Source organism: Affinundibacterium macrobrachii, assembly GCF_014652415.1.
Taxonomy (GTDB): domain Bacteria; phylum Pseudomonadota; class Gammaproteobacteria; order Burkholderiales; family Burkholderiaceae_D; genus Undibacterium; species Undibacterium macrobrachii.
Map to the genome: position 1 here is coordinate 109,290 of NZ_BMYT01000007.1, position 12,280 is coordinate 121,569.

11 protein-coding genes are annotated in these 12,280 nt (G+C 44.4%); 2 read left to right on the top strand and 9 right to left on the bottom strand.

Features of this window, described 5'->3' with window-relative positions; genetic code table 11:
• Positions 1-183: 183 nt before the first annotated feature.
• A complete protein-coding gene (gene msrA, locus IE103_RS16730) occupies positions 184-714 on the top strand; it encodes a peptide-methionine (S)-S-oxide reductase MsrA (protein WP_189347353.1) in 531 nt (176 codons plus the stop codon).
• 131 nt (positions 715-845) lie between these two features.
• Here the strand turns inward: msrA and pdxH are convergent, their stop codons facing one another.
• Complete coding sequence (gene pdxH, locus IE103_RS16735) at positions 846-1,481, bottom strand: pyridoxamine 5'-phosphate oxidase (RefSeq protein ID WP_189347355.1); 636 nt, start codon at positions 1,479-1,481, stop codon at positions 846-848.
• Positions 1,482-1,649: 168 nt separating this feature from the next.
• A complete protein-coding gene (locus tag IE103_RS16740) occupies positions 1,650-2,186 on the bottom strand; it encodes a hemerythrin domain-containing protein (RefSeq protein WP_189347357.1) in 537 nt (178 codons plus the stop codon).
• A 206-nt stretch (positions 2,187-2,392) separates the two neighbouring features.
• Between IE103_RS16740 and tcdA the strand changes: the two genes are divergently transcribed.
• Complete coding sequence (gene tcdA / locus IE103_RS16745) at positions 2,393-3,211, top strand: tRNA cyclic N6-threonylcarbamoyladenosine(37) synthase TcdA (protein ID WP_189347358.1); 819 nt, start codon at positions 2,393-2,395, stop codon at positions 3,209-3,211.
• Between the two features lie 39 nt (positions 3,212-3,250).
• Here tcdA and IE103_RS16750 read toward each other — a convergent pair whose 3' ends face one another.
• From IE103_RS16750 to IE103_RS16780, 7 genes are all read right to left on the bottom strand, one after another.
• Positions 3,251-4,150, bottom strand: a complete 900-nt coding sequence (locus IE103_RS16750; RefSeq protein WP_189347360.1) for a DMT family transporter — start codon at positions 4,148-4,150, stop codon at positions 3,251-3,253.
• Positions 4,151-4,248: 98 nt separating this feature from the next.
• Positions 4,249-5,355, bottom strand: a complete 1,107-nt coding sequence (locus IE103_RS16755; protein WP_189347362.1) for a M48 family metallopeptidase — start codon at positions 5,353-5,355, stop codon at positions 4,249-4,251.
• A 15-nt stretch (positions 5,356-5,370) separates the two neighbouring features.
• Entirely contained in the window at positions 5,371-6,639 is a 1,269-nt protein-coding gene (locus IE103_RS16760) for a YjgN family protein (protein WP_189347363.1), read from the bottom strand.
• A gap of 227 nt (positions 6,640-6,866) precedes the next feature.
• A complete protein-coding gene (locus IE103_RS16765) occupies positions 6,867-7,835 on the bottom strand; it encodes a metallophosphoesterase family protein (protein WP_189347366.1) in 969 nt (322 codons plus the stop codon).
• Between the two features lie 90 nt (positions 7,836-7,925).
• Positions 7,926-8,165: a hypothetical protein gene (locus tag IE103_RS16770; protein ID WP_189347367.1), complete on the bottom strand. Its 240-nt coding sequence runs from the start codon at positions 8,163-8,165 to the stop codon at positions 7,926-7,928.
• Positions 8,166-8,453: 288 nt separating this feature from the next.
• Positions 8,454-11,273, bottom strand: coding sequence for a M16 family metallopeptidase (locus IE103_RS16775; protein ID WP_189347369.1), 2,820 nt, complete (start codon positions 11,271-11,273; stop codon positions 8,454-8,456).
• Positions 11,274-11,514: 241 nt separating this feature from the next.
• The gene (locus IE103_RS16780) at positions 11,515-12,225 is read right to left on the bottom strand and encodes an SOS response-associated peptidase (RefSeq protein ID WP_189347371.1); all 711 of its coding nucleotides are present in this window, start codon (positions 12,223-12,225) and stop codon (positions 11,515-11,517) included.
• Between the last annotated feature and the right edge of the window lie 55 nt (positions 12,226-12,280).

Here is a 12,280-nt window from a genome sequence, read left to right on the forward strand (position 1 = left end):
TTTATGCAACTTTTGGATTAATAGTTGTCGAATTTCGCTACTCGCCTTGATAATGCTTGGCGTTTTTTCTTGGTAGATGGTGTGGCTAAGTCGACGATAGTTGTACGCTCTACCAAGTAAATAGGCAATAAAAATCAAAATAAAACGAATGACAAGAATCAATCAGACGCGAGGATGGCAAGCATGACTTTAGAAACGGTAACTTTAGGCGGTGGTCGTTTTTGGGATTTGGAAGCGGTATTTCAACAATTGCGGGGTGTTAAAACCGTGCAGTGTGGTTATGCGGGTGGCCATCTTGCGTTTCCCAGTTATGAGGCGGTTTGCAGTGGTGATACCGGTCATGCGGAAGTAGTTCGCCTGCAGTTCGATAACGAGGTGCTTGCATTTGAGGAAGTGCTCGAAGTATTTTTTAAAGTTCACGATGCGTACACACCAGCTAATGTCGGTGGACAAATTGCCTCTCCCTTACGTTCAGTGATTTTTGTACATTCATCGCAGCAAAGAACAAGTGCACGCGAGTTCGTAAAGCAAATAGACCGGATTGCAAATGCCAAACTGATGACAGAAATTGCACCTTGTCCTGAGTTTTATCCCGCAGAATTAGAACATCAAAACTTTTATCGGAATCATAAAGAAGACACATATTGCGTCGAATTTATTTTGCCGAAAATTATGCGTTCGCGAGAGATCTTTAAGAAGAAGTTAGCAGCGTGATGGCGTGCATTGGAATTTTGTGAAACGTAGCTTAGAGCGTGCTTAAATCGAGCTTAAAGGCAACTAAAACACAGCTCAAATGCAGATAAAATAAAGGCTAGGATTCATTGACGAATCCTAGCCTTTTTGTTTTAAGGTTGCAGGCGACTGATACTCCATGTGTCGTCGGCTTGGCGAGTGTAGGCGATTCTGTCGTGCAGACGTGAACTTCGACCTTGCCAGAATTCGATAAAATCAGGAACGAGGCGATAGCCACCCCAATGCTCAGGACGTGGTGGATGGTCACCATATTTGGCAACAACTTCTGCTAATTGATCTTCTAATTGCTGACGATTGGCGATCACTTGGCTTTGCTTAGAAGCGCATGCGCTTTGTCGGCTGCCTAATGGTCGGCTATGGAAATACGCATCATTGTCTTCTTCTGAGATCTTATGAATCTTACCTTCGATGCGCACCTGACGCTCGAGCGCCGTCCAAAAAAACAATAAAGCTGCATGACGGTTTTGCGATAACTCTTGTCCTTTACGGCTATCGTAATTGGTGAACCAAGAAAAACCGCGCGAGTCAAATTCTTTAATTAAGACGATGCGTGATGAGGGTTTACCTTCGGCATTCACGGTTGATAGGCTCATCGCGTTTGCTTCCGCTACTTCTGCTTTAAGTGCTTGGTCGAACCAATGTGCAAATTGTTTAAATGGATCGTGAGCGACGTCACTTTCAGCCAAACTGGCGAGTTGATAATCTTTTCTGAGGCTAGCAATTGACATACTTTTTCCTTGAAATGAAAACTTCGTCTAGAGCGAACTGAAGTTTTTTAGATAAATTTTCCGATTTGATCCTGACTTTGAACACATGATAAACACCATTGAAGACCAAGTCAGTTTTTGAGTGTAATTAAATCAGTTATGGATACTATTCGATGCTTTTCGATGCTATCAAATACTATTAATACCGCGTCGCGCCTGCATTGCCTGACCTAGTTTGTGCATTTGACCTGGATTAAATAAGCGCATTGCCATTGGTGCGATTTGCGTTTCCTCGATTTGCATGTGTTCTTGATAAATTGCTTGAAACTCCACCACATCATTTGCATCCAAACTCGAACTACTTCCATCTGCAATATTGCTTAGTTGCGTTTCTAAGCGTCGCCATTGATCTGCCATTTGCTGATGCTGTTGCAGAATTTTAGGCAATATCACGCTGAGTAATTCAGCATCACCTCCTTGTGCCGTTTGTGTCAGCTCAGGCAATAAATCAATTTCTTCATCATCGTGATGTAGTGGAGCCGCATTTTGAAAATACTTCAATACGGCCAGTACTGCTTTTTGTGCTTCCGCATCTGCGCCATTTTTTGCCAAGTGCGGTAATAATTTTTCTAAAGTAGCGAGTTGCTTACGAATTCGATCATGGCAATGCTTAAGAACTGCCAAAGGCTGATCGAAGCCAGGGGCGCTTGCAAATAGAATATCCATGATAAATTTAAATTAAGTAAAGTTAAAACAAACAACTAGGCAGAAAAATTATCCAACATTCTAGCGAATTGCGCTCAATTCTGGCTGATCACGCTTGCGTAAGATCAAGTCGCCCATGCTTAATTAAGCCGAAGCTTGTAAAATAGCGCCAATTTTAGCGGTAATCGCAACCGCAGCCTTCATTTCCCCATAAAGAAATATTTCCCATGCAGCAAGCTGTCTCCACTTTTGACGATATTGATTATGAACGCCGATTTGCTGGCGTTGCTCGCCTGTATGGCGCACAAGGTCTTGCTCGGTTTCAGCAAGCGCATATTTGCGTAGTTGGCGTCGGTGGGGTTGGATCGTGGGTGGTTGAAGCATTGGCGCGTAGTGCGATCGGTCAAATTACGATGATCGATTTGGATAATGTCGCCGAATCGAATGTAAATCGGCAGATTCAAGCAACAAGCTTAACCTTAGGCAAAGCGAAAGTGACCGCGTTGGCAGAACGTATTGCCATCATCAATCCGTATTGCAAAGTGCATGAAGTAGAGGAGTTTGTAGAGCCTGATAACTTATCGGAAATGATAGGACAACACCGCTTTGATTATGTGATCGATGCGATTGATAGCGTGAAAGCAAAGACCGCATTAATCGCTTATTGTCGCGAACAAAAAATACCTTTGATCACGATAGGCGCGGCAGGTGGACAGACTGATCCTTGCAAAATCGAAATTCGTGATTTATCTAGAACAGAGCAAGAACCATTGCTTGCTTTAGTGCGTAAGCGCTTGCGTCAGAATTTTGGTTTTCCACGCGGTAGCAAAAGTAAGTTTGGGATCGATGCCGTGTTCTCGATGGAGGCGTTACGTATGCCTGAGACAGCCGAGACTGCAGACGCATGTGCAGTTGATGCGAGCCAAGGAATTTCTGGCTTAAATTGCGCGGGCTTCGGCTCTTCAATCGTCGTCACCGCCTCTTTTGGGTTAGCTGCTGTTGCCCATGTATTGCGCAAATTAGCTTTTGCAACTGAGACAGATTAGCCTCGTCGAGATCGCCATCAAGACTGTGACTAGATGGCGTTAAGCGCGTTTAGGTTCTCCGCGCAATGCCCAAACCACGCCCGCCATACACAAGACCATGCCCGACCATTCTATCCATCCTGGGTGGTAATTTTCTAATTGAATCGATAGCAAAACTGAGATGATCGGCGTAATGACGCCAATGAAGACAGTCTTTTGTGCGCCAATGCGATGGATCAGTGTGAAGTAACATGCGAATGCGATCACCGAGCCAAATAGGGATAAATAAATCAAGGATAACCAATAGTTGATGCTAGATGGCAGTGTCCATTGTTCGCCACTGATCATTGCAAACAAACTAATCCACGCAGTACCCCAAGCCATCGCCCATGCCATCGTCAATAAGACGTTTTGACTATGTTGACGGACTTTGACGACCACAACATTGCCAAACGTACTGGCAAGCGTTGCAGTCAATGCCAAGCCTAAGCCGAGCAAAAAGTGGGTATCGTGACCAGAGTGCGTTTCTTCCCAATTATTTTTTAGGGCAGGAAAGAACAATAAGATCACACCAGTTATCGATACAAACGCCGCGCCCCAGATGCGCCAACTGAGCGGCTTTTTGAAAAATATTCTCTCAGTGATAGGAGACCAGATCACCATCAAGGCAAATAAGACAGCGACCAAGGCAGAAACTAAATATTGTTCTGAGGTGTAGGTACAGACGTAACTTAAAGAGAAAGTGAAAAATCCTTGCAGTGCCAGCCAGCCCTGTAGTTTCCAAGGCAAACGCAGCGACTCTTTTTTTAATAAGCACCACAAAAAAAGACAGAGTGAGGCTAACCCAAATCGATATGCGACCGAAACTGCGGGTGCGACTTCGCCCAGTTGTTGTGTAATGGCCCAAAAGGTCGAACCCCAAATTAATGAGGCGATAATAAATAGTAGAGAAGATGGCATAGCCCGCTAGTGTAACTTTTTTTGCGCGAGCTTGCCGGTATTTGCTAGTCTTGTGTTAATTGTGCTGAGCTTATGCTCATGTTGAGCTCACTTTGCGCTTACTTTGCCGCTTGTCTAAACCGCTCAATACGTTTTTCAGTCATTGGATGGCTAGATAGGTAATCATTGATTTGATCTTCTAACCAACTGGATTGCCGTTTCTTTTTTGTTGATTTGTCGGTGGATGTATCTTGATCTAATGACTCAAATAAATCTGCTAAATGGGCTGGTGAAATGCCGCGTGATTGCAATAAGCGAATCGCGTATTCATCGGCTTCTGATTCTTTTTCTTGCGAATATCTTGCATTTAATAAGCCGCCAGCTGCAACACTTAGGATATTACTGAAATCGCCTATGGTGGCACCAAGCAAAACGGTCATCAGCGATGTTTCGGTAATATTGTGCATGCTGTGCCGCAGTTCGATATGGGCGATCTCATGCGCCAGTACGCCTGCCAATTGCATTTCGCCAGCGCTGGTCAGTGGTAAATTCAGTGGCGAATTCAGTGGTGAATTCCGTTGCGATGTTGCTTGCGAATTCTGCTTGGGCATATGTTGCACCATCGCATCCGTCAGATAAATGCTGCCATTCGGCAGTGCCAAAGCATTCGCACCTATCTTCTCACTTTTGCGCAATTCCAAACGTAGCGGAATTCGGGTTGCATTTGGTTTAATCGCTTCAAATACCTTGGTGATTTGCGCTGCTTGCTCAGCCTTGATATCTGATTCTGTGAAATAGTCAGCATCTAACATGCTTTCAACTTCAGTCCCCAAAAAATCATCTGCTTGCTGTGGAATCATGGGCACAATTTGCTTAGCTAAAATCGGTCCACCATAACGATAGCTACCGTAGAACAGAGCTAATACGACTGCGATAGCGAATAGCGCGATGCCCCAATTGCGCTGCCAATGTTCAACGAGACTGGCTTGGTAAGCAATTTGCGTCAATGCCGCTTGTTGATCTACGGGTGCGTGTATTTCACAGTGCGATCCATCATCAAATTGTAAGATCAGCGCGGCATTGAGATATGGTTCTGCTACGCGCGTAGTCTTCTTAGAAAAAAATTTATTGAATTGTGATGTGGTGATCTTGATCTGATCCGCATCGATGCGGATGTTGGCGGGCTGGATAATGCTACTTTGTGCATCAAAATAATTTGCATTCATTTGGGCGCCTCGCTTTTACCAAGAAAGATCAAAGCCAAAGAATTCTGCTGAACTCTCCGCAGTTGCATTTTCATTGTTTGTATTCGACCTTGCAGTCTCGAATGCATCCGCATTCGCAATCACTAGCATATGTTCTAATCGGAAGCGATAACTACGTACTACAGCAAAAGGACGATATAAACCGAGTGTGCAAATGGTGAGTAGTGCATTCACCGTTTGTAGGCGGGTGTAGCCCCACACTGGCAAATTGGATTGGAATTGAATGTCATCTAACTGCGTATGATTCCATGAAGCGTTCCAGATTTTGGTTTGCAAGAATGGACCGAGTACTGAGTACACAAGCAAGCCAATCAAGGCAGAGCTAATGATGCCGACAAGACCGGTACTAAATCCCACATCAGCTTCAGTTCCGCTGCTTAAGAAAATAGATACGCCGAGCGCGAATATGATTCCACCAAAGATTGACACTAGGGTGATATAGAAAAAAGTGACAAAATACGGCCAGACAAAGGCATGGACGGAAATATTAGCCGTAGATTTTTTTTGTCCAAATCCGAAATTATTGTGCTGGTAGTACTTCATGCGCGCGTGTAGCCATGGCCAAGACAAATACAGCAAACCTGGTAGTGCAACGAACCAACTCAGAGGAAATAGCACTGCGATTAAGGCGGGCAATACGAAGATGATCGCAATCGGTAGATAGATGGCATAGGCTGTGCTGAGTCTGCCATGAAAATCAAATCGTAGGCCACGATAGCTGGTATTACGTAAGCGAAAGCATAATGCGCTGCGCATCATCCATGGTAGGCCAAAAAATAATAGCGATGCGAAAACCAACGCAAATCCTTTGGATAAGCCAAAGACATAGTGGTATAGAAATAGCAGAATGGCGGCGATGATACGACCGCGCAAAATCGTTGTTGGGTCGCCGTGAAAATTAAAGCAGGCGCCTGCCAATTGGGTGTTGCGATCAAAGTATTGTAGTCGCCTAACTTTTGCCCAAGCTGAATAAATACCCAAGCTGAGTAAGCTCAAACAAAGATTCACTATCCATATTTTGAAATACTCTTTGCCACTGCCAGTAAAAACAGCTTGATAGTTGAGTGGCGGTGGTGGGTATAAATCTGCGTAGTTGGGTAATTGTTCCACTGGATTTTGATCCACTATCGCTGCTTGCGCGGTTTCCGCAGACTGACTGAAATCGCCTATGCTAGAACCAACTTGGTTGGATGGCATGGTTTGATTGTCGTTTGTGCTGGCCGTATCAAGCGCATGTTCTGGCATTGCGACTCCTAGAAAAAAAGCAATAATGAGTCGAGGATCATAACATGCAAAATTGTCAATTAGATAAATTTCTCGCGATAATGTTACAGATACGGAGCAAGTTGCTAATTGGCTTAGTTGCCTGAATTAATTAGCTGAATTAATTAGCTGAAATGGTTACCTAAACTTGGAATGGAAGATTGATTCGTCTAATGAATAATTTAGTCACCAATTCATCAACAATCTCACTAGCGAATTGTGTGGCATGTGGCCTCACCTTTATCCAAAATCTGCTTACTCTCTGCTGCGATAAATTCCCAAGAAAATGCGTTGTTTGCCAGAGTAAGTTTTAGCACACCGTGATGATCGTTTTGCCTCACTTCACTGCCATCTTTCACTAAGAAGATCGGTGACAACTTTGCACCACCAGTACCAACGACAAAGCTTCGAATGCCATTCTTTGCATCAGGCACACCATTCTTATCTAATGGTGCGAATCGCTCATAATGATGATCATGACTCGTTAGTACCAGATCGGCTTTTGCATCTGCTAACAGCTTCCACGCATCTTGCATGACTTTATTATTGCCGTGACCGCCAGATGAATAGACTGGGTGATGCCAAAATGCGAGTATGCATGAGGCTTGGTTTTCACGCAGCGTCGATTGCAGCCAAGTCAATTGGGTTTGCATGGCTTGGTGCTTGATATTGCTGTTTAGCGAAATGATCAACCAGTTTTCCAAAGTCTTTTTGTAGTAACCGCGTCGATTACTGCCAGCTAGCTCATCAAAATAGTTGTAATAGCCGGAGGCGAGGGGGATTCCATAATCATGATTTCCCGGTGATGGCAAAGTACGTTGTTTAAACTGACCCCAAGTTTGATCGTAGCAGTCGCTAAATTCTTCCGCTTTTCCAACTGGATAGGTGTTGTCGCCTAGTGTGATGACATGGGCATTTTTGTCTTGTTGTATGCCTGTTGCGATTAATGCGGCGGTTTGTGCAGCGCCTGTTTGCGAGGCGGCTTGCTTGCGACAATCAGCGATATCGCCAGCTGCATAGATGGTGATGGGATTCGGTTTTTTCGGAATATTCTTTTTTGTTTGCGCATCGACAGTTGGGTGAAAAATCAATGCGGATAAAATGAATAGCGCGTTCCGACGGAGACTGCTTGCACGAATTGATAAATTTGAAAATTGGAATTGAACAAAGTTAAGCATCGGCATTCAGGACTAGGGATAAAACAATATTTTACCCGCATATCCTGAAAGCTAGCGTAAATGCAATGCGTGAATAGGTGTAATGGTAAATCACGCGCGTGGCGCATTCGGATCGCAACAGCCACAGCAAGGGCTGCCTGTTTTTTCGCTAGGTACAGCGTTTTGTACAGAAGTCGTTTGCACAGTTGCTTTGTCGTTGCTTAATTCAGCAGTTGATTTGGCAGCAGAAGATGATTGCACTGCAGATTCAACTGTCGCTTGATTATTGATTTCGCTGGCATTGGTTAAACTAGCGACGCTGCTATTCGTTGTGGATTGTGACGTGTTCATACACTACTTCCTAAAAGACGATGAGAGCAAGTAGTGTAATTCTGCCTTGTCGGATTGCTGTGCAGGCTCGTATGCAAGTTCGCGATTTCTTGATTCTCGACAAGTGGAGTTGAATCGCGCGTAGATTGGGCGTCGATTTATGTGGGATAGGCGGAAAAGGAAGATTAAATAAAGATGAAGCGAAGATAAGAGTAAAAAAGGCAAAAAAGACAAAAAGGGCAAAATTCAATAAAGAATTTCGCCCTTTTATTGGTCGGCAACGCGAGTTTGCCTTACATAGCTATCTTACTATTTACTGATTTTTGCTTGATCACCCGCATTGATTACCGAGATGTTTTCCGGTTTGATTAATTGACGTAACGCTTGATTGACTTGCGCCACAGTCAAGGCAGCGACTTTTGCTTCAAAGTCTTGGTCAAACTTCATGGTGCGATTAATCGCCAGATAGTTTGACAACTGCGCTGCTAAGCTTGCATCCTGCGTGCGACCTACTTCTTCCGCTTGCTTCCAGCCTTTTTTCGCTTCGATCAATTCAGCTTCGGTGAAACCTTCAGTGACTGCTTTTTGCACTTCTTCACGTAAAGCTGCTTCGACCTTCGCGGTATTTTGTGGTGCGCTCAAGGCATACGCAGCCCACATGCCACTTGGATCTTGACTTGGTACGTTTAAGAAGGAACCAACACCATACGACAAACCTTCTTTTTGACGAATACGATCAGCCAAACGACTACGCAAAGCACCGCCACCCAGCATATGGTTTGCCATCAACAATGCTGGATGAACTTCTGCATCATCTTTAATTGCTACAGGATGAATCGCGAGTAAGAAACTGCTGGCCTTATCTGGTGTATTGAGTACCAGTTTTTCGCCAGCGACTGCTTTGATTTGACGTGCAATTCTTGTATAAGTTTGTTTGGCTTTCCAATCACCAAATAAGCTTGCCAATTGGGTTTTTAAGCTAGTCGGATCAAAATCTCCAACCGCTGAAAAACTAGCACTATCCGCACCAAAATATTGCTGGTGGAAGGCTTTCACATCTTCTAATTTGACAGCTTTTGCAGCAAGCACTTGCTCAGGTAAAGTATTCACGTGCAATACATGACCAGCGGGCGTCGCATCGGTGAGGCGTGCCACTGCATTACTTGCTTGGGCTTGTGGTTCTGGAATGGATTGCTCGATACGTCCAACAATGGCTAATTTGAGTTCTTCAAATTCGCTAGTAGGGAAGGATGGCTTTTTCAAAACCTCTGCCAACAAATCAATCGCCGCCGCTAACTTATCGCGTGTGGCTGTGATGTTGGCAGTGATGCCTTCTGCATTGCCACCTATCGTCACCTGTGCATTTAATTTATCGAAGCTATCTTTGATTTCTTGACGAGATAAACGATCTGTTCCTTTATTCAATAGGCTCGCTGTGAATTGTCCGATTTCAGCCTTGCCTTTTAAGCTTGCTTCGCTACCCATACGCAAACGTAGACTCACACTGACAGTCGCACCTTTGGTTTTCTTCGGTAGTAAAGCGAGTTTCATTCCATTGGATAGATTGGAACGCTGTGTACGCTTTTCGATATTTGCAGGGCTAGGATCAAACGCTTCACCTTGTTCAACCACCGCTTGACCTTTGTAATCCTTAACGAGCTTGAGGATGTCTGGTGTCGATGGTACTTCGGTACGATCTGCGGTATCGGTTGGGATAAATCGACCGAGTGTACGATTGGTCGCTTTCAAATATTTTTCTGCAGCGGCTTGTACATCTTTCACCGTCATTTTTTCAATCTGATCACGCTCAATAAAGAACAAACGCCAATCGCCTGCAGCCATTGATTCGGTTAGTGCAATCGTCAATTGCGCTGTGTCATTTAAGGCGAGTTGAATTTGCTTACGCGCAGCTTGTTTCGCGCGATCTAATTCTTCTTGTGTAATCGGTGCGGTTTTTAAATTTTCGAGAACCTTTAACAAGGTTTCTTGCGCTGCATCCAAATTATTTTCTTTTGGTACGATGGCACCAAATATGCCATAGCTAGGTTCTAGATTGCTGACCGTGTTGTAGTTCACCGCAGTGGCAAGCTTGGTTTCAACCAAGGCTTTATGCAAACGTCCACTTGGTGCACTTGTCAAAATATTTGCCAGCAAGCCAAGTGCAGCGGAATCGATATGCGCAGATGGCGCCATGTGGTAACCAGCACCAACAAATTGCGTGCCACCGGTGCGACGTACTGTTACAGAACGTTCACCGTCTTGCGTTGGTTCTGTGGTGTAGGTTGGGTCGATGACGCGATTCGGTTTTGGAATCCGACCAAATAGCTCGTTCACTTGCTTGAGAATTTTTGTATCGTCGAATTTACCAGCGATCATCAAAATCGCATTGTCTGGCTGGTAGTATTTTTTGTAGAACGCACGTAAGCGCGGGATATTCACTTGTTCAATATCAGAGCGCGCACCAATGGTTGATTTACCGTAGTTGTGCCAATCGTAAGCGACTGCTTGGATACGCTCGGTGGTGACGCCAATTGGATCGCTTTCGCCAATTTCAAATTCATTGCGAACGACCGTCATTTCACCTTTTTGGGTTTTGGGATTCCACAAATCGTTTTGATCAATGGCCGCATTGATCATGCGATCTGCTTCCATCGCCAACATTTGTTTTAAATTGTCTTCGTTGGCAGGGAAGGTCGCATAGTAGTTGGTGCGATCGTACCAAGTGGTGCCGTTGAATTCTGCGCCAGTCGCGTTCAATACTTCTACTGGGGATTTGGTGCCTTTTTTAAGGCCGAAATTGGCACTTGGTTTGAACAACAAATGTTCCAACAAATGCGCCATGCCGGTCTCGCCGTAATTTTCATGACGCGAACCGACCATGTAGACTAAATTGGTCGTCAGCGTAGGCTTACTCGCGTCTGGAAACAAGACCACGCGCATTCCATTTGCCAATTTATATTCTGTGATGCCTTCAACGGTAGTGACTTTGACTGGCGCTGCTAATTGTTTTGTTGATTGCTTAGAATTACTTGCGCTGATAGCTGTTGTTGCTTCGATTGGTGTTGTTGCTAGTGCCAAGCCTGGCGTCAAAATGCCAGCACTGAGCATGAGTAAAGTAATTAATTTCACCTGAAAATCCTTAAAAATACAACGAGGTGAGCAACATAGTTGATTTGCTAATTATTTGCAATTAGCTACAAGCAATTATGCTAATTTTTTGTGAATTACTTAAGCGAAATAAGGAATTAATTATTTAATTGATTAAGTAAATAATTAAGAATGCTGTTTGAATTATCGGAGAGCGAGAGATTTGCTAGGTTTTTTAAATTGTGAGTTATCACCGAAAGAATGGCGGTATGCAATGACTTACTTACTCATCGTCAAACAGTGAAGCTTGAAATGCAGATGGGTTTGTCGTTGGACGTTTTGTTTTCGCGCTGGTTCTATCCAAGTTCGCCGCCTTTGCCCACATCTGTTCAGCGGGGAAAAGTTGTAGAAATTGGCGCGCTAAATCTGGATGAGGACATGCAAGCCACGCATCGTAATCTTGCTCATGCAAAATCACCAAGGAGCGTTTTTCATCTTCGGGCTTTTGAAATTGTCGCATCACAGGATGCAGATCTGCATTGATGGTGATTTGCGTGAAGGAAAAACTCTGTTGACCATCTTCTTCATTCCATCCTTGGTAAAGACCAGCGACTGCAAAATCGCTATGATCTTTGACGCCAATTTGCCAACGTTCTGCCTTACCGGTCTCATAGTTAGGTTCGAAGAAATTTTGTAATGGGATAAGACAACGTTGTCCCATACGCCAAGCTTGCGCAAAACTGCGTAACTGACCGATGGTTTCGGCACGTGCATTCATGGTGCTAAAGCGCTTAACTCCAGCGGGAATTTTATTCTTCGGGATCATGCCGTAACTACCCAACTGCGCACGTCGGCGCTTTAAGTGATCATGCGTGATGAATGGGGCCGCGTAGTCCTGCCAAATCTCGGGTCGCCAGTCGTCTCCGGTTTGATCAATCGCAGCAAATTTCTCGACTAGCTGATCGCGCCGAGTTGGTGTGTAGTTGACGCACATGACAGTATTTTTGTGAAATGACTTTTTCGATTCGGTGCTTACTTAGCTTGAATAT

Excerpts from the sequence above, each read along its gene's own strand:
- msrA (WP_189347353.1), top strand. The coding sequence starts at position 184 with ATGACTTTAGAAACGGTAACTTTAGGCGGTGGTCGTTTTTGGGATTTG.
- IE103_RS16765 (WP_189347366.1), bottom strand. The coding sequence starts at position 7,835 with ATGCTTAACTTTGTTCAATTCCAATTTTCAAATTTATCAATTCGTGCA.
- pdxH (WP_189347355.1), bottom strand. The coding sequence starts at position 1,481 with ATGTCAATTGCTAGCCTCAGAAAAGATTATCAACTCGCCAGTTTGGCT.
- IE103_RS16740 (WP_189347357.1), bottom strand. The coding sequence starts at position 2,186 with ATGGATATTCTATTTGCAAGCGCCCCTGGCTTCGATCAGCCTTTGGCA.
- IE103_RS16760 (WP_189347363.1), bottom strand. The coding sequence starts at position 6,639 with ATGCCAGAACATGCGCTTGATACGGCCAGCACAAACGACAATCAAACC.
- IE103_RS16750 (WP_189347360.1), bottom strand. The coding sequence starts at position 4,150 with ATGCCATCTTCTCTACTATTTATTATCGCCTCATTAATTTGGGGTTCG.
- tcdA (WP_189347358.1), top strand. The coding sequence starts at position 2,393 with ATGCAGCAAGCTGTCTCCACTTTTGACGATATTGATTATGAACGCCGA.
- IE103_RS16755 (WP_189347362.1), bottom strand. The coding sequence starts at position 5,355 with ATGAATGCAAATTATTTTGATGCACAAAGTAGCATTATCCAGCCCGCC.
- IE103_RS16770 (WP_189347367.1), bottom strand. The coding sequence starts at position 8,165 with ATGAACACGTCACAATCCACAACGAATAGCAGCGTCGCTAGTTTAACC.
- IE103_RS16780 (WP_189347371.1), bottom strand. The coding sequence starts at position 12,225 with ATGTGCGTCAACTACACACCAACTCGGCGCGATCAGCTAGTCGAGAAA.